This window comes from Paraburkholderia sp., from assembly GCF_024281035.1.
Lineage (GTDB): Bacteria > Pseudomonadota > Gammaproteobacteria > Burkholderiales > Burkholderiaceae > Paraburkholderia.
Genome location: NZ_JAMXLH010000052.1, coordinates 55329 through 76636, shown reverse-complemented (window position 1 = coordinate 76636; position 21308 = coordinate 55329). Strand labels below are relative to the sequence as shown.

19 protein-coding genes and 1 pseudogene are annotated in these 21308 nt (G+C 63.0%); 12 read left to right on the top strand and 8 right to left on the bottom strand.

Annotation, left to right across the window (positions count from 1 at the left end; all coding sequences use genetic code 11):
* Positions 1–20 precede the first annotated feature (20 nt).
* Entirely contained in the window at positions 21–1187 is a 1167-nt protein-coding gene (gene prpC, locus Q0L30_RS18055; protein ID WP_296659240.1) for a 2-methylcitrate synthase, read from the bottom strand.
* Between the two features lie 30 nt (positions 1188–1217).
* Positions 1218–2108, bottom strand: coding sequence for a methylisocitrate lyase (prpB, locus tag Q0L30_RS18050; RefSeq protein WP_296659239.1), 891 nt, complete (start codon positions 2106–2108; stop codon positions 1218–1220).
* A 194-nt stretch (positions 2109–2302) separates the two neighbouring features.
* Here prpB and prpR point away from each other — a divergent pair, with 194 nt between their 5' ends.
* A complete protein-coding gene (gene prpR, locus Q0L30_RS18045; RefSeq protein WP_296659236.1) occupies positions 2303–4297 on the top strand; it encodes a propionate catabolism operon regulatory protein PrpR in 1995 nt (664 codons plus the stop codon).
* Positions 4298–4377: 80 nt separating this feature from the next.
* Here prpR and Q0L30_RS18040 read toward each other — a convergent pair whose 3' ends face one another.
* Positions 4378–4773, bottom strand: a complete 396-nt coding sequence (locus tag Q0L30_RS18040) for a hypothetical protein (RefSeq protein WP_296659234.1) — start codon at positions 4771–4773, stop codon at positions 4378–4380.
* An 82-nt stretch (positions 4774–4855) separates the two neighbouring features.
* Between Q0L30_RS18040 and Q0L30_RS18035 the strand changes: the two are divergent.
* A pseudogene (locus tag Q0L30_RS18035) lies at positions 4856–4975 on the top strand (3-methyladenine DNA glycosylase); the annotation flags it as partial.
* A 323-nt stretch (positions 4976–5298) separates the two neighbouring features.
* Here the strand turns inward: Q0L30_RS18035 and Q0L30_RS18030 are convergent.
* Positions 5299–5742, bottom strand: a complete 444-nt coding sequence (locus tag Q0L30_RS18030) for a CBS domain-containing protein (protein ID WP_296659232.1) — start codon at positions 5740–5742, stop codon at positions 5299–5301.
* 236 nt (positions 5743–5978) lie between these two features.
* Here Q0L30_RS18030 and ribA point away from each other — a divergent pair, with 236 nt between their 5' ends.
* Positions 5979–6626: a GTP cyclohydrolase II gene (gene ribA, locus Q0L30_RS18025; protein ID WP_296659230.1), complete on the top strand. Its 648-nt coding sequence runs from the start codon at positions 5979–5981 to the stop codon at positions 6624–6626.
* Between the two features lie 223 nt (positions 6627–6849).
* Here ribA and Q0L30_RS18020 read toward each other — a convergent pair whose 3' ends face one another.
* The gene (locus tag Q0L30_RS18020; protein WP_296659374.1) at positions 6850–7974 is read right to left on the bottom strand and encodes a histidine kinase; all 1125 of its coding nucleotides are present in this window, start codon (positions 7972–7974) and stop codon (positions 6850–6852) included.
* Positions 7975–8044: 70 nt separating this feature from the next.
* Complete coding sequence (gene nosP / locus Q0L30_RS18015; RefSeq protein ID WP_296659372.1) at positions 8045–9208, bottom strand: nitric oxide-sensing protein NosP; 1164 nt, start codon at positions 9206–9208, stop codon at positions 8045–8047.
* Positions 9209–9682: 474 nt separating this feature from the next.
* On the opposite strand from nosP, the gene Q0L30_RS18010 reads away from it, so the two are divergent.
* Positions 9683–11008, top strand: coding sequence for an HD domain-containing phosphohydrolase (locus tag Q0L30_RS18010; RefSeq protein WP_296659227.1), 1326 nt, complete (start codon positions 9683–9685; stop codon positions 11006–11008).
* Positions 11009–11088: 80 nt separating this feature from the next.
* Here the strand turns inward: Q0L30_RS18010 and Q0L30_RS18005 are convergent, their stop codons facing one another.
* Positions 11089–11862 carry a methyltransferase gene (locus tag Q0L30_RS18005; protein WP_296659226.1) on the bottom strand — a complete coding sequence of 258 codons (774 nt, stop codon included), beginning with the start codon at positions 11860–11862 and terminating at the stop codon, positions 11089–11091.
* A 720-nt stretch (positions 11863–12582) separates the two neighbouring features.
* Between Q0L30_RS18005 and Q0L30_RS18000 the strand changes: the two genes are divergently transcribed.
* From Q0L30_RS18000 to Q0L30_RS17990, 3 genes are all read left to right on the top strand, one after another.
* Positions 12583–13203, top strand: coding sequence for a glycine zipper 2TM domain-containing protein (locus Q0L30_RS18000; RefSeq protein ID WP_296659222.1), 621 nt, complete (start codon positions 12583–12585; stop codon positions 13201–13203).
* Positions 13204–13455: 252 nt separating this feature from the next.
* Entirely contained in the window at positions 13456–13692 is a 237-nt protein-coding gene (locus tag Q0L30_RS17995) for a hexameric tyrosine-coordinated heme protein (protein WP_296659221.1), read from the top strand.
* 59 nt (positions 13693–13751) lie between these two features.
* Positions 13752–14147 (top strand): hypothetical protein, encoded by a 396-nt coding sequence (locus Q0L30_RS17990; protein ID WP_296659218.1) that lies wholly within the window; start codon positions 13752–13754, stop codon positions 14145–14147.
* Between the two features lie 34 nt (positions 14148–14181).
* Here the strand turns inward: Q0L30_RS17990 and Q0L30_RS17985 are convergent, their stop codons facing one another.
* Positions 14182–14916 (bottom strand): YoaK family protein, encoded by a 735-nt coding sequence (locus Q0L30_RS17985; protein WP_296659215.1) that lies wholly within the window; start codon positions 14914–14916, stop codon positions 14182–14184.
* Between the two features lie 653 nt (positions 14917–15569).
* Here Q0L30_RS17985 and Q0L30_RS17980 point away from each other — a divergent pair.
* From Q0L30_RS17980 to Q0L30_RS17960, 5 genes are all read left to right on the top strand, one after another.
* Positions 15570–16520: an SH3 domain-containing protein gene (locus Q0L30_RS17980; RefSeq protein ID WP_367277836.1), complete on the top strand. Its 951-nt coding sequence runs from the start codon at positions 15570–15572 to the stop codon at positions 16518–16520.
* Positions 16521–17424: 904 nt separating this feature from the next.
* Entirely contained in the window at positions 17425–18123 is a 699-nt protein-coding gene (locus Q0L30_RS17975) for a response regulator transcription factor (RefSeq protein WP_296659367.1), read from the top strand.
* Positions 18120–18329, top strand: coding sequence for a hypothetical protein (locus Q0L30_RS17970; RefSeq protein ID WP_296659213.1), 210 nt, complete (start codon positions 18120–18122; stop codon positions 18327–18329). Before Q0L30_RS17975 ends, Q0L30_RS17970 begins: the two co-directional genes overlap by 4 nt.
* 11 nt (positions 18330–18340) lie before the next feature.
* A complete protein-coding gene (locus Q0L30_RS17965; protein ID WP_296659211.1) occupies positions 18341–20770 on the top strand; it encodes a CHASE2 and HATPase_c domain-containing protein in 2430 nt (809 codons plus the stop codon).
* A 284-nt stretch (positions 20771–21054) separates the two neighbouring features.
* Positions 21055–21267, top strand: coding sequence for a hypothetical protein (locus tag Q0L30_RS17960; protein ID WP_296659210.1), 213 nt, complete (start codon positions 21055–21057; stop codon positions 21265–21267).
* Positions 21268–21308: the final 41 nt, after the last annotated feature.

The window sequence follows — 21308 nt, the reverse complement described above, 5'->3', positions numbered from 1 at the left end:
CCGTCCGGCCATCGGGACGATCAGCGCTTGGCGATCGGCACGAACTTGAGGTTTTCCGGGCCGGTATAGTTGGCGCTCGGGCGGATGATCTTGTTGTCGATGCGCTGCTCGATGATGTGCGCGCTCCAGCCTGCGGTGCGGGCGATCACGAAGAGCGGCGTGAACATCGCCGTGGGCACGCCCATCATGTGATACGACACGGCGCTGAACCAGTCGAGGTTCGGGAACATCTTCTTGACGTCCCACATCACGCTTTCGAGGCGCTCGGCGATGTCGAAGAGCTTCAGGTTCGACTGCTCTTTCGACAGCATGCGCGCGACTTCCTTGATCACCTTGTTGCGCGGATCCGAGATCGTATAGACCGGATGGCCGAAGCCGATCACGACTTCCTTCGCTTCCACGCGGCGGCGGATATCGGCTTCCGCTTCGTCGGGGTTGACGTAGCGCGACTGGATTTCGAATGCGACTTCGTTCGCGCCGCCGTGCTTCGGCCCGCGCAGCGCGCCGATCGCGCCGGTGATGGACGAATACATGTCCGAGCCCGTGCCCGCGATCACGCGGCCCGTGAACGTCGAAGCGTTGAACTCGTGCTCCGCGTAGAGATTCAGCGAGACGTGCATCGCTTCGACCCACGACTTCGACGGCTCGCGGCCGTGCAGCAGATGCAGGAAGTGCCCGCCGATCGAGTCGTCGTCGGTTTCCACTTCGATGCGGCGGCCGTTGTGCGAGTAGTGATACCAGTACAGCAGCATCGAGCCGAGCGAAGCCATCAGGCGGTCGGCGATATCGCGTGCGCCCGGCAGGTTGTGATCGTCCTTCTCGGGCAGCACGGTGCCGAGCACCGAGACGCCGGTGCGCATCACGTCCATCGGATGCGCCGAAGCGGGCACCCATTCGAGCGCGGCCTTCACGTTCGCGGGCAGGCCGCGCAGGGCCTTGAGCTTCGTCTTGTAGCCGGCGAGCTCGGCTGCGTTCGGCAGCTTGCCGTGCACGAGCAGGTATGCGACTTCTTCGAACTCGCATGCGGTGGCGAGATCGAGAATGTCGTAGCCGCGGTAGTGCAGGTCATTGCCGGTGCGGCCGACGGTGCACAGCGCCGTGTTGCCGGCGGTCACGCCCGACAGCGCAACCGACTTCTTCGGCTTGAAAGCGCCCGCTGCGGGCGTGTTCTTGTCTGCTTCGCTCATGGTGTCTTCCTCAATGTCTGTTGAACGGGATCATTTCTTCGCTGCGAAGAGGGCGTCGAGCTTGTCTTCGTATGCGTGATAGCCGAGGTACTTGTAGAGGTCCTCGCGCGATTGCATCGTCGAAACGGCGGCCTTTTGCGTGCCGTCGCGGCGCACGGTTTCGTAGAAATTCAGCGCCGCGGCGTTCATCGCGCGGTACGCGCCGCAGCAGTACAGCGCGATGTCGACGTTCGCGCTCTTCAGTTCTTCGGTCGTGAAGAACGGCGTCGAGCCGAACTCGGTCAGGTTCGCGAGGATCGGCACCTGCACCGCAGCGCGGAAACGGCGGTAGTCGTCGAGCGTTTTGATCGCTTCGGGGAAGACCATGTCCGCGCCGGCCTCGACATAGGCGACTGCGCGCTCGATCGCCGCATCGACGCCTTCAGCGGCCGCAGCATCGGTGCGCGCCATGATGACGAACTGGTCGTCGGTGCGCGCGTCGACGGCGGCCTTCACGCGGTCCACCATTTCGCCGGTCGAGACGACTTCCTTGTTCGGACGATGGCCGCAGCGCTTCTGGCCCACCTGGTCTTCGAGGTGCACGCAGGCGACGCCCGCCTTGATGAACGACTTGATCGTGCGCGCGATGTTGAAGGCGCCGCCCCAGCCGGTGTCGATGTCGACCATCAGCGGGAGGTCGACGGCGTCGGTGATGCGGCGCGCATCGGTGAGCACGTCGTCCATCGTGCTGATGCCGAGATCGGGCACGCCGAGCGAGTTGGCCGCCACGCCGCCGCCCGAGAGGTAGAGGGATTTGAAGCCCGTGGCTTCGGCGAGCTTGGCGACGTAAGCATTGATCGCGCCGACCACCTGCAGCGGTTGTTCTGCTGCGACGGCGGCACGGAATTTGGCGCCGGCGCTGGCGGGGGATTTGTTGGTCATTTGGGCATCTCCTGGAGAATCTCGGTCGGATATTGCAGATACCGTGCCAGCGCGCGGCGGCACGGCTAACGCATTGATTTTGCGCCGGAATAGCTGACCTGAACCTGACGATGAAATTTCGATGGTGAAATTGCAATTTCAGATTTGAAATCGGCGAGCGATAATGAAAACCTCTCTCGCCGCACCCGCTCGCCATGAACCGCTTTCCCACCCCTTCCGAATTCCGCCCGCGCGTCTGGGCAATGGGCATCAGCCGCCTGCGCGACCTGTTCCGCGACATTGCACGCGAATACGACGACCTCGCCGACCTGCGGGTTGTCGCGCGCGGCTTCGAGGAAGCCGTGGCGGAGATCGTTGCCGCGGGGCCGAATCAGCGTCCCGACGTGATCGTCGCTGCGGGCTCGAACGGCACCTATCTGAAGGCGCGCATCGACGTGCCCGTCGTGCTCTTGCAGCCGACCGGCTACGACGTGATGCAGTCGCTCGCCCGCGCGCGCCGCGAGGTCGATCTCGTTGCGCTCGTCACCTACGGCGAGACGCCCGTCGAAGCGCGTAGCTTCGCGAGCGCGTTCGGGCTCGACGTGGTGTTCGCGTCTTATCGCACCATGCAGGACGCGGAGACGTGCGTGCTCGATCTGCGCGATCGCGGCGTGGGCGCGGTCGTGGGGCCCGGCCTCGTCAACGATCTCGCGGCCCGGCACGGGCTCGCGCCGTTCTTCGTCTATTCGCGGCCTTCGGTGCGCGCGGCCTTCGACAACGCGCTCGAAGTCGTGCAGGCCACGTGGCGCGAGACACAGCGTCGCCAGCGGCTCGACAGCGTGCTGCAGCACCTGCGCGACGGCGTGGTCGCGCTCGATGCGCAGGGCCGCGTCGAGGCGATCAACCAGCGGCTTGCCGCCGTGCTCGGCATCGATCCTCTGCTGGCGGCGGGCCAGCCGCTCGCGGCGCTTGCGCCCGACATCGCCTTCACGTTGCCCGAGGCCGACGGCGAATCGCTCGAAACCGTGCGCGGCGTGAGCTACGTCGTGCATCGCGGACCGCTTGTCGACAACGGCGTAACGACCGGCGCCGTGCTCACGTTTCAGGAATCGCGCGCGGTCGAGCGGCTCGACCGCACGCTGCGTTCGCGCCAGCGCGCGCAGCAGTTCGTGGCGCGTTACGAGATCGACGATCTGAGCGGCGCAACGCCGGGCATCGCGCGCGTGCGCCAGCTTGCGAAACGCTATGCGAAATCGGACGCCACCGTGCTGATTCGCGGCGAGAGCGGCACGGGCAAGGAACTGGTTGCGCAGGGCATTCATCGCGAGAGCGCGCGGCGCGATTTTCCGTTCGTCGCGATCAATTGCGGCGCGTTTCCCGAGACGCTGCTCGAGAGCGAACTGTTCGGCTATGAAGAGGGCGCGTTCACCGGCGCGCGGCGCGGCGGCAAGGCGGGGCTGATCGAGGCTGCGCATCGCGGCACGCTCTTTCTCGACGAGATCGGCGAGATGCCGCTGCCGTTGCAAAGCCGCCTGTTGCGCGTGCTGCAGGAGCGCGAAGTCGTGCGGCTCGGCGCGACGGAGCCGACGCGCGTGGATGTGCGCGTGGTCGCGGCGACGCACCGCTCGCTGGCCGGGCAGATCGAGGCGGGCGAATTCCGCGCCGATCTCTACTATCGGCTCAACATTCTCAATCTCGCGATTCCGCCGCTGCGCGAGCGTGGCGGCGACGTCGTGCCGCTTGCGGCCGAACTGCTGGCGCAGGCCGCGCGCCGCGAGCCGCGTGTAGCGCTGCGGATCCGCACGGGCGAAGCGGCTGCGCAGGTGCTCGCGCCCGTGGGCGACGCGCTCGCGCGCCACGACTGGCCGGGTAACGTGCGTGAATTGCAGAACGTGGTGGAGCGCATTGTCGTGGAACTGGCCGATGCCGACGACGACACGCTGACGCCCGACGTGTTGCGCGCGATTGCACCGGAGGTGTTCGAATCGCGCGCGGCGGGCGATGCGGCGTTGACGCTGCGTGAGCGCAGCCTGAGCGTGGAAGCCGATGAGATCCGTGCGGCGCTGGAAGCTTGCGGTGGCGATCGGGATCGCGTGTGCGCGCTGCTCGGCATCAGCAAGACGACGCTGTGGCGCAGGCTGAACGCGGCGCGCGAGGCCAACGGTGCGGCGGTCGCGGCTGCTCCGGCGAAGCGCAGGCGCGCGCCGTGAAATTCCGGCGATGCACGTCGCGTGCCTGATTCAGCCCGGTTCAGTCCAGTCCAGTCCTTAAGGCACGCAGGCTGGCTGCCTCAGGCGTCCTGCACGCTGCGCAGTAGCGGAACGAGTCGCCCGTGCAACTGGAGCACGTCGGGACTTGCCTGCATCAGCGACTGATAGTGCGTGAAGAATTCCACCGACTCCTCGCCCGAGAACAGCGCGCACACGGCCTGCGCGGCGCCGATGCGGTCTTCATCGGTGGCGTCTTTGGCGTCGAGCGACTCGTCGAGGTTGGTGATGACAGCCGACAGCGGCGAGATCCAGCGAAAGCCGGATCCGTTGATCAGCACCTGCAGGAACGCAGCCGGCGTCACCGGCCCGAACTCGCGTTGATAAGCGGCGCGCTCGTGATCGAGGATCGCCTTGTGCAGCGTGAGGAGCGGCTTGCGGACATCGTTGAGGAACTGGATCGCGCGTTGCTCGTTCATCTGTGGCTCCTTCGGCGCCGCGTAGCGGGCGCGCGGCAGATCGTGTGGCTGTGCGGAAGATGGTAACGCAATGGCCGCGCGGCCGGTCGGCGTGACCACGCGCATCGGACTTTCGCACGAGACGCAGCGATTGCTGCGCTTTTTCGAGGTGGGCAGCCGGTTTGTCGGCAGACCGCAAAGCTTGCTCGTCAATCGGGGCTGAGCGCAACGAAGGAACGCACCCCGTATTGAATTGTTGTATCCAGAGCAACTATGTTTTGGGCAAATAGGTATTTGCCCTGGTCATTCATCTGAATAGACTTCCATAGCGAGCCCGGCCAGCCCGTGCAGGCACGCTGGCTCGATCTGTTCCGGAGACTGATTTGATGCGGTCAGGGCGGCGCGAAGCCTGCCCTGACCGGCATGCATGTGCGCGTTGCGTTGCGCCGCACGATTTCGATGCGTGAATCCTCCGCCGCCGTAAGGCGGCTTTCGCCCAACCCTGCCGGATTGGGCTTTTTTCTTTCACGCGCAACCGGCTGCGGCTCAGACCACGGGGCGGCCGGTGATGTAGTGCTCCAGCTGCTCGATCGTGAATTGCTGCTCGGCGATGATGTCTTTCACGAGGTCGCCGATCGACACCATCCCGACCAGCTTCCCGCCGTCCAGCACGGGCAGGTGCCGCATGCGCCGCTCGGTCATGAGCGCCATGCAGTCGAAAGTGGTCTGGCGGGGTTCGACGAAGCGCACGTGCGGACTCATGATGTCTTGCACGGCAGTTGTTTTCGAAGATCGGTCCATCAGCACGATCTTGCGCGCGTAGTCGCGCTCGGTGACGATGCCGACGATCGCGCTGCCGTCGGTCACCACTAGCGCACCGATCTGCTTTTCTGCCATCAGGCGGATTGCGTTATAAACGGAATCTGAGGCGGCAATCGTGTAGACCACCTGTTCCGGCTTTGATTTGAGTACCTGTGCAACGCTCGTCATAGGGCGACTCCCATTCGTCCTTCAGCCATTGCGCGGCGGAGCACACTGGGCGGCTACCCTGCGTGCCATCGGAAAGCAGTTCCAGTATACGCGCGCGAATCGCGCCGGGAAGTTGGGGTGTGCCCGAACGCGCACAGGCTGCGCGCCCGGCGAGGGAGGCCAAATGGCGGTAAACTCCGATTCCGAACTTCAATCCGGCGCGTGCGCCGGCCTTTGTCAGTCACCTGTTCCAGAACATGCCTACGTTTCCAGAGTCGTCCTGCGCGGACGGCAACAACGCCAACGAATGCGTCGTGCTTGACGCGACCGCCTCGCTGCCGACCCGTTACGGCACGTTCACGTCCTATGTCTATCGGGTGAAGGACGGCGGTGCGGAGCATCTGGCGTTCGTGATGGGCGATGTGGACAGCGGCGCGCCGGTGCTGACGCGCCTGCACTCCGAATGCCTGACCGGCGACGTGCTCGGTTCGTATCGCTGCGACTGCGGCGAGCAGCTCGATCTCGCGTTGCGCAACATCGCGGCCGAGGGGCGCGGCGTGCTGCTCTACCTGCGCGGCCACGAAGGACGCGGCATCGGCCTGTCGAACAAGATCCGCGCCTATGCGCTGCAGGAGCAGGGCCGCGATACGGTCGAAGCCAATCTCGACCTCGGCCTGCCTGAAGATGCGCGCGAATACGATTCCGCTGCGGCGATCCTGCGTATGCTGAAGGTCGCGTCGGTGCGGCTCATGAGCAACAATCCGAAGAAGTTCGACACGCTCGCGAAACACGGCATCCCGGTAATCGAGCGCGTTGCACTGCCTATTTCGACGCGCGAAGAGAACGAACGCTACATTCGAACCAAGCAGGTCAAGTTTGGGCACTACTTCGAAGAGAACGAGTAGTTCAGGATTGCATAGAGATAATCTGTCTCGACTGAAGCGATTCTAATATGAAGGTTCGCCCGTGTCCGGTGGCCAACGTACACGCTGGAGATTGCGGAACCCAGTACAGGAATCGCGGTCGCAGCGTGCCTGCATACAGCGTGTGAGGATGAATTCGCGTACTGTTCTGCCCTCGCCGGCAGTGCACGTCTGTTCTGCAGGCAAACGTTCCTCTGGCAATCGATCAGCGATCAATGCTCGCGGCGGGCGGATGCGGCCGGGCGACCGGTATCCATACCGTGAAGCTCGAACCTTTTCCGGGCTCGCTTTCCACCGTGATCCTGCCGCCGTGCTTTTCGACGATCCCGTACGAAAGCGACAGTCCGAGCCCTGTTCCCTTGCCGACGGGCTTGGTCGTATAGAACGGATCGAAAATCCTGGCGCGCACTTCGGCGGTCATGCCTGTGCCGGTGTCCTTGACCGCGATGGTGACACCTTCGTCCTGATGGCGCGTGGTGATCGTGATGGTTCCGTGTTCGGGAATGGCCTGCGCGGCATTGACGAGCAGATTCATCACCACTTGATTGATCTGGGACGGAATGCATTCGACAGGCGGCAACTCTCCATAGTCCTTGATGACTTTCGCCTTGTACTTGAGTTCGTTGTGCACGACATTCAGCGTTGCATCGAGACCGTTGTGAATATCCACGATGCTCCATTCCTCGCTTCCCACCCGCGAGAAGTCGCGCAGGTCCTGTACGATGCGGCGCACGCGTGACGTGCCTTCAATCGACTCCTCGATCAATGCGTCGACGTCGGAAAGCAGATAGTCGAGATCGGCCTGCTCGCGCGCCGTATGAAGACGGGCCAGTGCTTCGTCGTCGAGATCGCACGAAGTGCGCAGCATGTTGTCCTGCACGTCCATGTAACCCAGCAACTGGATCATCCACGTCTTGAGCGTGTGCAAATTGGAATCGACGAATCCAATCGGGTTGTTGATCTCGTGGGCCACGCCAGCCGCCAGTTGCCCGATCGACGCGAGCTTTTCCGATTGCAGCAACTGCACATGAGCCTGTTCGAGCTTCTCGATCAAGTCCTGTTGTGCGATGCGTTCCGTTTCGAGCTCGGCCTGTGTGCGTCTGCGCTCATCGATTTCCTGCCGCATCAACGCCTGGGTACGCTGAAGCGTGTGCGTGATCTTGCGGTTCTCGTGAAGCGCGGCTTCCAGCTCGCGTGTGCGATGTCGAACCTGGTCTTCGAGCGTGACCGCCATCTGGAACAGGCTGAAATCGGAACTGTATGCCATCGTGCTGCGTTCGGCACGGTCCATCAGGGCGCGCACGATCTTGTTCAATCGCACGATTTCCATGTTCAGCGCTTCGACGTCCGATGGCGCGTCCGCGTGCGTGCGTGCCTCAGTGCGTGCTTCAGTGTGTGCTTCAGACACTGGCTGTCCTCGCCTCATTGCCGAACACGATGCCGGTCAGCGTCTGGTTGACATGGACGCCGCGGTATTGCTCGCCATAGGTGCTGAAACCGACCGCGTGATTTGCCTTGTAAAGGGCGGCCGCTTCATCGCGCGTTCCGCGTTGTGTCATTTCGAGGTGACGCAGGATGCAATCGTAGGTGAGCGCCAGTTGGGGCTCGCCCAGCGAATTTCGGAGATCGTCGAACGTTACGCGCAGGTTCCCGACGAGGTCGAGTGCTCTCGCGACACGCAATACAAGACCTTCCTCGATTGCGCAATAGAACGTGAGACTGCCGTCGGGATTCAGTTTCTGGATGGAGCGAACATAATCGGCGCCGTCTATCAACACCACGACGGGCGCGGACGCGAAATGGCTGGCGCATAGTTCGTCCGCGCTTGCGCCGATCAACCTTGCGTACTCTTTCGCGGCCGGAAGCCCGTTGATTTCGTATACGGTGCGTCGCGGCGCGTCGGCTCCGGTAACGACCAGTCTTTCTTCGCAACGGAGAAAGTGCTGCGTTTTGAACGTGCGGAAGGGCAATGATGTCGATGCGACGACCAGAACGGCGCAGTCGGTGCGGAAGGACCCGTCATGGAATATCGCGGTGCGCTCGAAACGCAGATCGTCGCCTGCCGATCCGCCGACCAGCGGAATGTCGCCGAGGGCGTTTTGCAGCGTGCGCGCAACCGGCTCTTCGCGTACCGAAAGTCCGTCGACCAGCAGCAACGCGAACGAGTTGGATGCGCTCGCATGCGATGCACGCTTTTCGAAATCGTTCAGGGTATTGATGGCGCATGCCTGGCCGCCGGCAATCGTAAAATCGCGCAAATTGTCGATGCGTGTTATCGCCGCTGTAAACAGCGCACGTGGTAACGCGACCGCCGAAAGACTGTGATCCAGATAGCCGGCCGGCCCGATCTCGCCAGCCGTGGTGCAGCCAATGACACGCGTTTGGCCAAACGTCGCGTGAATTTCACTGGCGAGTGCGTCCAGATCGAAATGGCTGGAGCAGTAGAAGATGACGAGTTCGGCGTCGCAGACCGCAAGTGCGGCACCGACTTCGCGAACGGCCGCGCGTGCGTCGGGGTGCGTCGAATGGGCCGATACGATCGAGGAAGACTCAACGGGGGGCATGACAGGCTCCTTCTTTCCGGGCCACTTCGCCGGGCACGGTGCGCGCTTGATGGTCGGCACATACGGCAGACTCACACTGTGATATCGGCAGGAGGGGCTGAATTCTGAATGCGGATAATTGCCAGGTTCTGTTGAATCGTTTGCGAGATCGATACTGGGCATTTCTGCGGTACGGGCGGACAACGTCGTGGAAGACCGCATCGCCGCAATGTCAGTGGAGGTGCATCGACGTGACGACCGGATACACCTGGTGCATTTAATGTGAAGCGCATCGAATGCGCAAGGTATCGAGGGAAAACCTGATGCCCGATAATTCCGCAGCGGCCGTTCGATAGTTAAGCTTCCACGTTTGGGCGGTGGTAGCTGGAGTGCAATTGCGCAAGACAGAAAAGCTGGCGTGCGCAATTGATTATCGATTTTGCAGATATCGAAACCGGAGAGTACATCGTGGGTGATTTCCCGCGTGACGCAAAAATGGAAACACTCGATAGCGATCAGTCAGCTGCCACGCAGACGGGATCGATACTGATCGTCGATGACGAACCCAGCGTTCTGTCCGCATTGCGCCGGCTGCTTCGTCAGGGCCGCTACGAGATCCATACGGCGGAGAGCGGCAGCGCCGGTTTGAAAATACTGGAAGAGCATCCGGTCGACGTGGTCATCTCGGACATGCGCATGCCGAACATGAGCGGCGCGGAATTTCTGGCGTCTGTTCGAAGCAGGTGGCCCGACACGGCACGGCTCCTGCTGACCGGCTTTGCGGACATTACGTCGGTTGTGAGTGCAATCAACGAAGGCGGCGTTTATCACTATCTGCACAAGCCCTGGGACGATCAGGACCTGCTGCTGACCGTGAAGCGTGCGATCGAGCAGCAGACCCTGCGGCGCGAAGCCGAAAGACTGGGCGAATTGACGCGCGCACAGAACGAACAACTCAAGCAGTTCAACGCGACGCTGGAAGCTCAGGTCAAGGCACGCACGGAGGAACTGGGTCAGACGGTCATGTTCCTCGAAAAGGCCGAGGAAGATCTGAAGCGCAATTTCACCGCGATGCTGAAAGTCTGCGCGAACATGATCGAGTTGCGCTGCGGCGTGTTGGGCGGGCAGGCATCGAGGATCGCGGATCTCTCGCGCCAGCTCGCGCTTGAAGCGGGGTTGAGCGAATACGAGGCGCAGGAAACGTATTTCGCAGGGTTGTTGCTCGGCGTCGGCAAGCTCGCGCTGCCGGATGCGATCGTTCAGAAGACCGTCGACAAGTTCACGCCAACGGAGGCACGTTCCTATTATCAGCACCCTCTGCATGCGCAGATGACGCTGATGCCCGTCGCCAATCTGCAGGCGGCGGCCGTCCTGATCCGGCATCAATACGAACGCTATGACGGGCGCGGGACACCCAACAGCCTTAGCGGCCCGGAGATTCCAGTCGGCGCACAAATCCTCGCAATCGTGCGCGATTTCGAGGGGCTGCGATCGGGTGCGCTGCTGGGGCGCGTCGTTCCCGACGAGCAGATTACTTCGGTGCTCCGTTCGCAGGCCGGAATGCGCTACGACCCTGCACTCGTGGACCATTTCCTCAAGGTTCTCAAAGCCCGCCAGGCGAGCGGGCTGGATCATGTCTGCATCGACACGGCGCGGCTGAAATCGGGCATGAAGCTCGCGGACGATCTGCGCACCGCGCGTGGCGTGCTGCTGATGACGAGCGGAAGTGTGCTGGAGGCGCACCATATTGCGCAGATCAGGCGCTTCGAAGAGACGGAGGGCGAGCGGTTCTCAATCTATGTTTGCGACGCCGAACCATGACGTGTTCATGTCTTCAGCGAGTGGTATCGGCAACCTCGCGACCTGGCGGCCGCGAGACGCCTTTTGAATGACTCCCGGGCTTACGAGGACAGATCCGTGTGACCGAGCGCCGGCTTGGAGTACAGGCAGGTTGCCATGCAATAGGTAATGCGCGCGTCGCCGGCATCGAAGCGTTCCACGACACGACGGAGCTGCGATGGGGTCAAGGGATGCCGGGCGTGCTTCGTTGCATGAGCGCCGATCGCCTTGAGGGATCGCAGGAACGCCCATCCATCACGATGTTTTTCAGTCACGGACCACACGTCGACGCGCGGCATAACGCGATCGAGTTGCATGGCCCGTAACTCGGCCGGGCAGGGATAGGCGTCGAATGCAGGCGTGAGTCCGGCTGCGGCGTGCGCCTGCTCCCATTCGGCGAACGTTCCTTGTGTCAGCGTGGAAACGAGCAGACTGCCTCCCGGGCGCAACTGCGCGAAAAGCCGTTCCAGTCCCGCCTTGAGGTCGAAAAACCACTGCACCGCGAGACTGGAGCAGATGAGATCGAAGGGACCGTCGTCTTCCAGTGCGGCCGGATGTTCGCCGTCGACGACGGCAAAGCGAAAGCGCGGATTCGCGCCCAGCCGACTGCGGGCGCGCTCGATCATGGTCGGTGCGAGGTCGGTCAGCAGGAACTCTCCGCGCGGGATCGTGTGTGCCAGTGCTGCGCCAAGGAAACCTGTGCCACAGCCGATTTCGCAAATCCGGGGTTCCGGCGGCAGCGCGATCGTCGCGATACGCTCCGCGAGATCCGTCGCTACCCGGCGCTGTACCAGGGCGTATCGATCGTAGTCGTGCGCTGCGCCGAACGCACGCACGATATGCGCCTTGATGCGCGAGTTGTCGCTCGTGCCGCTTATTGAGTTCATCTCTGCGTCCGGGAAAAACGCTGGATCGAGCACGTGATCCATTCACCACGGATGGGTTTGCTGCAACCGGCTGATACCGCTTCGCATCCCGGTTGCCGCGTCAGTGATGGCTTGCGGTATCTCGTGCGCATCGAGCTTCCTGAAAAGGGAAAACCTTAGAGCATAACAAGGCGAACTATTTCGCTGTTGCCATCGATGATGTCTGCGACGGTTCGTCGCGGCATGGGGCATCCAGCAAAATGTCTCGCGTATGAACTCGGCCCCGAGACGTTAACGGGTTAATCGATCCGGTCAGGCTTCGCGGGCCTTGCGGTGCGCTATCAACCGGCGGCTGTATTGCTGGAGGCGTTTGCTGGCGGGTTTCGACTGTTTTGAGGCGGCGCGTCTCCGGAGGTTGGTGAATTGTCTTTTCCGCCGTGGGAAAAACCTCCCGGTGGATAGCGGGAATAGTTCCAGCGCACCACAATCGCATTCCCCGGTCGCCCGTATTTTCGTAACGGCGTCGCGATCCGGATGCACCGATGCCTGCCGCTATTCACCGGGAAACGGACTTTACACGTTGTTACTATCGAGCTGCGCACATCCGGGTGGGCTTTCCTTATACTGCCGCGCAACCGCCTTCCTCCTTATGCTCGCCGCGCCTCGCGCGGCGCCATTGCAAACCACGCCGTGATGCCCATGCTCTCCACCAAGTCCGCCCTGACCGCCGCGCTTGTAGCCGCCGCGAGTCTTTCGTTGTCTGCATGCGTTGCCCCGGGCTATGCGCCGTACGGCTCGCAGCAAGGCTACCAGGCCCAGTACGCAACGCCCGCCTATAACCAACCCGTCTACGCGCAACCGGCTACCGTGCAGCAACCCGCCTACGCGCCGCCGCCCGCGCCGCAACAGCCATACGACACGCAAAACGACGGGCAGTACGGGTCACAGTACAACTCGCAATACGGCAACCAATATGGCACGCAGTACGGCACGATCGCGAGCATCCGCCCCTTGAGCAGCGCCACGGGCACGTCGGGCGTTGCGGGAACGGTGGTCGGCGCGCTCGTTGGCGGCGTGCTCGGAAATCAGTTCGGTCGCGGCCACGGTCGCGACGCCGCGACCGTCATCGGCGCGCTAGGCGGAGCCTACGCGGGCAACCAGATCGGCCAGCAAATGGGCCAGCCTGCCGGATACCAGATCGACGTACAACTGAGCGACGGCTCAACGCGCGCGTTCAACGTGCCGACGCCCGGCGACCTGCGCCCGGGCGACCGCGTGCAGGTCAATGGCAGCCAGCTTTCGCGCTACTAGTGATTCCGGTCGCTGTCGCCCGGCCTCACGACTCGCCGGGTGGCCAGTCGAGAAGCGGGAACGCGCGGCGCGGTTTATCGATGGACGGGAGCCTGCACCCCGGCTGGAGCATCAAGTGCGTCCGGTTCCAGCTGCGGCGTGAACAGGTCGCGTCACAGTTGCCCGGTGTCAGCAATAATCATGAATGTCGAAGCTGTCAGATCGCTCCGACATATTTCGTTCACTCACTTGTAACCAGAGAGGTGCGCAACGATGGATACCACACTTGTTCCCGGCAATTCGCTCATCACCGCGACTCCGGAAGAAGGGCGCCAACTGGCCGTCAAGATGGCACGGCTGATCATCAAGGCGACACAGCAGGACGAGGCTGTCCGGGATAAGCTACGCGACGTGTATGCGAACGACGCGAGCATGCTGCTTCAGGTCGGGCAAGTCGTAGCGACTGAGTTCGCCACGATAGCCGCAGCCAATCACTACTGGCGCGATTAGTCAGGTCCGGATCGAATCATGGCACTCCAGGGCTGAAGAGCTTTCGGAGTGCCGCCCCGATGCTGTCCCTACTCCGGGAGACGTTCATCGACCAGGGCCCTCCAGGACCGCTCTTTGGATGGATGCGGGGCCATCCTTTTGTTGCTTGCACAGCAGCGCTGTCCGGTTGCACAACGGCAAAAATAGCCAGTGATGCAGGGACGCAAGTTTCAAATGGAAATATCCTCACCGGCCTGTATGAGGGCGCGCCAGGCGTCACGGTGGGCTCGATAACCGATGTTGTCACATTGGGCGGCACGACAACGCCCGAACAAGTTCTCAAAGTCCGGCACAAGACGGTGGAATCAGGGTTGGGTGCAAACACGGCAACGGCCGGACAGGATCTTGTTCCTCGGGTAGAGCCATTAATAAATGGTCAGTGGAAATATGCAGGCATTAACAAATGCCGATCCTGAACTTCGGTGGCTTTTTGAATTACCGCTTTAGGGATCAGGGCATCGATATCTGATTGCTCTGCGTCCGGGCGCGAATGATGGATGTGATCGCCATCGCGAACAGCAGAACGGCGGCGGCGAACAGAAGCCGCGTCCCGATTGCCTGATAGACCACCATCCCCGCGACACCGCCGGCCAAAAACGACAGGACGGTCTGTACGTGCAGACGCAGTTTGGCCGAATACGGCGCAAGTTCGACGTCCGGTTCGCGCCCGCGGATGATGTCGAGAAGCATGCCGAACTCAATACCGATATCGGTCGACATGCCGGAAACGTGTGTGGCACGAACCCTCGCACCCGAGATGCGAGTGACGACGGCGTTCTGGAATCCCATCAGGAAACTCAGGCCGAGGATCAGCACGGGGCCGCGATCCATCGAGGGAATCGACCATTCGGCGAGTCCGAGCAACACCATGAGAATGGCTTCCGCGAGGATCGTGATCGCGTAGATGCTGCGGATCGTACGCCGGCACCCGGCATTGATCAGCAGGGTCGACGTCGTGCTGCCGAAAACGAAGATGACGAGGATGGAGAAGTAGAAGGCGCTGACCCACCATTGCCCGAGTGCAGCGTGATCCGAGAGTGACGACACGTTCCCGGTCATGTTTGCCGAGAAAAACCCGGCGGCGTGAAAGGCCGCGGTGTTCAGGGCGCCTGCAATCCCGGCGAGTATGCAGGCAAGTTGACGATCGATCTCGTGGTTGCGGGCTTCTCCCTGACGCAGCAACATTTAGAAAACTCTGGGCGGATTGACGATTAACGGATACGCGTCGCAGCATTGCCTCGTTGACTTGCACAGACATCAAAAGGCATATAAACGTGCCGATTGTATCACGGTGTGATATATGCTGGCCGACTTGACGTGACACAACGCTCTCAAATCTCGCAGAGGCAAGTTGAAATCGCGCGGTTTTTGCGCCACCGCCCGCATATCAACGCCTTCTGGCGGTGTGCATTGTAAATCCGCCGTCTGTGCTTCATTTGCAACACCTCCACTGCTTATGCGGTCTTTAGTGTGTTGAATCGGCGCTCCGATGGTGACGGACCGGCGCCGACCTGAAGCGCTCCTTTGAAGCTGTGGTGGCCGAATGTCCGTACGTTGGCCGGTTCCGGGCGTCGGCAATTCGTGCTCGCGACCACCGGCAGGGTTGTTCCCGGTGCCTCGTTTGACCGCGCGTCACGCCTGCGAGCGGACCGATACAGGCCCGCATTTACCGCACCGTCATTGAGTCCCAATAAAACTGCAAACTGTCTTAATCAAGGTAAGCTTTCGGCGAGGCAGCCCGCTGGGCGAGTCCAATTCACTATTTCGACGAAAACGCGTGAATCAGGCACGAAACGTGCGGCTTGATCGAATACGAAAAGTGGTCAAGGGAGAAAACAATGTATAAGAGCCAGACGATGCGCACGCGGGCGCTGGCCGTCGCGGTGGTGCTGGCCGGTTTCGGGCTGGCGGCGCCTCGTGCGTTCGCGCAGGTCCAGGCCTACACGAGCGAGCCGGTCGAACTCTTCGCCGGACCGTCGGGTGACTACCCGGTTGTGTCCGAACTCGGGCCCGGTGTGCCCGTCACCGTGATGGGCTGCGTGAGCGACTACTCGTGGTGCGACGTCGCGCTGCCCGACCTGCGCGGCTGGGTCTATGCCGCCTATCTCTCGTATCCCTACCAGGGCGGCTACGTGCCGCTCGAAGACTATGGCCCATCCATCGGGCTGCCGGTCGTGACTTTTGCGCTCGGAGCGTACTGGGGCAGTTTCTATCGCGATCGTCCGTGGTACGGCGACCGTGATCGCTGGGCGCACAGGCCGCAACCGGGCTATGGCGGGCGCCCGTACGGAGGGCCGCCGCGAATGCATGGCGAGCCGCCGCGCGGAGAGGAACGTCGGGCGATGCCTGGGGCCGGTGGGCCTCCGCCAATGCGTGGCGAGCCGCCGCGTGGAGCGGAACGACGGGCGATGCCTGAGGCCGGTGGGCCTCCGCCAATGCATGGCGAGCCGCCACGCGGAGCGGAACGTCGGGCGATGCCTGAGGCCGGAGGTTCGCCGCCCGGTATGCACCGCCCGCCGGAGCCGCAATTCAACGGCGCGCGGCCGTCCGCCCCGCCGCCGGGTGCGGCCCGTCCTCAGGTGCAGGGGCCGCAGTACGGCGGTCGTCCGCCTGAGCCGCCCGCAGGCGCTTATGGCCACCCGCCTGCCGGTCAGCCATACGGCGGTCAGCGTGCGCCCGGCCCGGCGCCCGGTGCGGCGCGACCGGAACGCCCGCAAGGTGCGCCGCAGGGCGGCCACCCGTCAGGTGACGCGAACAGCGGCCGCCGCGACTACCGACAGCAGAACTGACGCACCGCCTTAGTCCGGCTTCTTCACGCGCGAGCGCCGGTTTCGGGCGCTCGCGCCGACTCCCATCCGTCTTCCCGACAGATCGCTCTGCACTGGCTGAGCGATCGCATTCTCCTGGCCACCGCTTGTGCTGCTGCTGCTGCGCTTCGCGCGTCAGCAATGCGTTGCCGTCGATCTTGTATCGTTAGGATGTCAGAGTATTTTGCATATCCATGCTGCATGGATTGCGAGATTTAGCAATCTTTGACACTAAATATTGCGACTTCCGGGGACAATACGCGCTCCAAAATATACGGCTGTCGTTGCCTGAGGCAAGGAGGCCGCTTAATGAACGATCGGAACCCACTCAGTGAACCCGCGTGGTGATCCGGCTCCGTGAAGCCGATCAATAAGCCCACTTGTCAGATGGCCGACGTGGCCGACGCAGTGCCCGGCGCGCGACGGCACGGGGCACATCCGGGTCCAACGGATCCGATCCATTCACCTTGAGCCGGAAACGTTGCGCGCTGGCATGCGCCCGCCACGTGGCGGTGCAGGAAGCGCGGGGACGTTCATCTCACAACGTTGCGTCTGACGGCCTGTAGCGCGGTGCCGCCCACGACGGACTATACGGACTACGGTAAGGGGAAACTCTTTTCGACTACTATGAACGAGATCCGATTTCACATAACGACTGGCGCGGCGCTCTCCCGTTATTTTCAAGACGAAGCGAGAGTAGCGGTTTGAGGACGCATGGTCAGACCGTGCGCAGCGTGTTCCGGGACGGATGTCCGTCGGTGTCCGCGGGGCGCTATGCGCCGCGGCACGACGGCCGGCGCGGGGACGGGACGGTGCCGCCGTTCGGCCCGCCTGGAAAGCCAATCCATCCTGGAAAGATGAAAGACGATTGCAGGTGCGGGGCATGATGAGAATTGCAGTACTGGAAGACGATCCGGCTCAAGCGGAATTCGTATGTCAAGCGTTGGGGGAAGCCGGCCACACTTGCCATGTGTTTGCGAAGGGCAACGACCTCGTGCGGCAGCTGCGGCGCGAGACGTTTGACCTGCTCGTGCTGGACTGGAACGTGCCCGACATGTCGGGCGACGAGGTTCTGTACTGGGTGCGCCAGAGCCTCTCCACGCGGTTGCCGGTGCTGTTCATGACGAGCCGCAGCCACGAGGCCGATATCGTGCTGATGCTCAACAGCGGTGCCGACGACTACGTGGTCAAGCCGGTTTCCGCAGCGGTGCTGGTGGCGCGCGTAGGTTCGCTGCTGCGCCGCGCCTATCAGTTGTATGCGCCGGTGCTCAAAGAAGTCTTCGGCGAATACGAATTCGATCTGAAATCCCGCAAGGTCCTGGTGCACGGCAAGCCGGTCGCGCTGACGCAGAAGGAGTTCGATCTCGCGCTGCTGCTGTTCCAGCATCTGAGCCGGCCGCTTTCGCGCACACACATTCTCGATGTGATCTGGAAACAGTCCGACGATATTCCGTCGCGCACGATGGATACGCACGTCTCGATGCTGCGCTCCAAGCTCGGCCTGCGCCCCGAAAACGGCTACCGTCTGACGCCGATTTACGGCTACGGCTATCGTCTCGAGAGAATCGAAGGGGACGCCGCGTGAGTCCGGCTCGCCCGATGCAGCGCGCCGCGCCGGCGCGGGCGGTGCGCGTGCCGTCCGTCGAATTCGCCGACGCCACGAACGCCGAGATCGCGGTCAACGATCTTCCAGAGGACGTGTACGACCGGACCGTGCTCGCTGAGCCGGTCGACAACCGCGGCTACTACCGGCAAGCCTGGCTGATCGCGTCGTTCCGGCTCGACGGGTGACGGCGCCCGCCATGCGCGTCAAGCCGCCTGCGCGCCCAGGCCGCTCCTTCAGGCGCCGGTTCCTGTCCGAATGGGCGGGTGTCGGATGCGCGGGCCTCCTGATCGTGATCCTCAGCATCGTGTGGCAGTGGACGGCCGGTGCCGACCAGTTCGTCTACGATCGCTTCCTTGCCGGGCGTGCGCCCTCCATGTCGTCGGATATCGCGATCGTCGAGATCGACGACGCGAGCATCGCAGCGCTTGGCCGCTGGCCGTGGCCGCGCAGCATCCATGCGCGGCTCGCCGAGCAACTGGACCAGGCGGGCGTGGCGGCGATCGTTTACGACGTGCCGTTCACCGAACCTTCGCCCGACGACGACAGTTTTGCGAAAGCGCTCGCCGCGCGGCCGGCTTACCTTCCGGTCGTGCTGGGTTCCTCGGATGCAGCGGGCGCACGTGAAGTCGTGCTGCCCGTCGCACCGCTCGCGAATGCGGCTGCCGGTCTCGGGCATGTCAATTTCGAAGTCGACAGTGACGGCATCGTGCGCAGCGTTGCGCTATTCCAGGGCGACGCGCATCAGCACTGGCCGCAACTGATGGTGCCCGCCTGGCGCGCCGCGCGCGGGGGTGAGATCACGCTGTCCGGCGGCGCGCCGCAGACCATCCGCGGCGAGGCGCTGGCTAGCGCGGGCAGGGAGGCGCGCTTCCTCGTCCCGTTCAGCGCGCATGCGCAGATCCATCGGCGCGTGTCGTTCTCGGACGTGCTCGACGGCCACGTGCCGGCCGAATGGTTGCGCGATCGTGTGGCGCTGGTCGGCGTCACGGCTTCGGGGGTCCAGGATCGTTTCGCGACGCCGGTCTCCGGCATGCTCGGCCCGCTGCCGGGCGTGCACATCCACGCGAACGTCCTCGACACGCTGCTCAACGGCACCGCCATCGAACCCGTGTCGAGACCGTGGGCGCTGCTCGCGTCGCTCGTGCCGCTCTCACTGCTGCTGGCGGGTTTTCTCGTGTTGTCGCCGTGGCGCGCCCTGTTGTTGTCCGTCGCGCTCGGTGTCGCCTCGCTTGCTGTGAGCGCCGCGCTCCTCGACGGCGCGCACATGTGGCTGAGCCCCGTGCCCGCAGTGGCCGCGCTGATCTTTGTCTATCCGATGTGGAACTGGCGGCGTCTGGAAATGACGATGGCGTATCTGCGCAAGGCTTTGCGCAGACTGGCCGACGAACCTTATCTGTTGCCTGAAGCACCCGTGCCTGTGCGCGAATATGCGGGCGACGCGCTTGCGCGGCAGATGGCGCTGATGGCGCAGACCGCGCAGCGGCTGCAGGACATGGGGCGGTTCGTCTGGGACAGCCTCGACTCGGTGCCTGAGCCGATCCTCGTCGCCGATGTGCTCGGCGTCGTGCTGATCGCGAATCAGTCGGCGCGCGGGGCGTTGGAGCGGCTTGGCGTCTGTCCGGCGGAGGGGCGCTCCATGGCGGATGTATTCAGTGAATTTTCGCTCGTCAAGTCGATTGACCCGAACCCGGCCACGCTTGCGTTCGCCCGGGCTCACTGGCCCGAGCCGCTCAATCCGGTGTGCGCGAAATTCGCGGCGCTCATGGAGCGAGGCGTCCAGGTGCGTTCGCCCGACGGCCGCGATTACCTGCTGCGCTACGCGAAACGCACGAACGCGCAAGGCGACGTGGCAGGCTGGATCGCGGGACTCGCCGAAGTCACGGCACTGCACGAAGCCGAGCGCCAGCGCGAGGATGCGCTGCAACTCCTGTCGCACGACATGCGCTCGCCGCAGGCCTCGATCGTGGCGCTCGTCGAGACCGAGCGCAAGCGCGGCACGCTGGACGCGAACCCGTTGTGCGACGTGATGGACCGCATCGAGCGTAGTGCGCGGCGCTCGCTCGCGCTGGCCGACGATTTCGTGCAACTCGCGCGTGCGGAGTCGAAGACGTATGCGCTGGAACCGACGAGTCTCGCCGAATTGCTGATCGACGCAAGCGACGAAGTGTGGCCGCAGGCGCGTGCGCGGCGCATCCGGATCGATACGGTGTTCGAAGGCGACGAAGGCGATGCAGGCGACGAAAGCGGCGAAGGCGGCCTGATCAATGCCGATCGTTCGCTGATGACCCGCGCGCTGGTGAATATCCTGGATAACGCCGTCAAATATAGTCCGCCCGATACGCGCATCGTTTGCGCGATCCGTATCGTGAAGTCGATACCGCCGCGCGTGTTCTGTTCGATTCGCGACGAGGGCTACGGCATTTCGCGTGAGGATCAGGTGGATCTGTTCGCACCATTCCGGAGATTTCACGCTGCGCAGCGACCCGAGGCCCGCGGAACGGGGCTTGGCCTTGCGCTCGTGAAGACCGTCGTGACGCGTCACGGCGGCCATGTCTACGTCAAGAGCGACCCCGGCGAAGGCACCACGTTCACATTGGCGCTGCCCGCATTCGAGGGGACGGTTTAGCAGGCTGTTGAGCTTCGTAACGATGTGAACGGGCGTTGCGGGCGATGTCTTATGTATAACGTGTTCACGACCCTGGACGGACGAGTTGCAGGAACCGCTGTTCACGACGGTAAAGCTGGAAGACTTCCTCTGGAAATGTATTTAGATATCCTGTGCATATCTTGATCCACACATGATCTCTTTCGCGCTTGCATGCCCGCAAAAATTTTCCGGAGCGCCGGCTTCTGTTCGCGAGCATCTGAAAATCCAGTCACTACGCGCCCTTGCAGGATGAGCCCATTGTCGTGAAAGCCTGGGAAATCGCACACAACCTGAGCGTGGCGCTGTCACTTCTATGGCGCGCATCGCCACGCGCGCTGTGTCTCGCCATTGTGTTCAACCTGGCCGTCGGCGCCATGCCGGCGGCGTTGCTCTATATCAACGCGCAACTCATCGAGCGCCTGACCTCCGATGCGGCAGCAGCGGCTGTCATGGGGCTCGTAGCGCTTACTTCATAGTCGGCGGCTTTCACGATGGATTGAGCGCGATATCGAGTTTT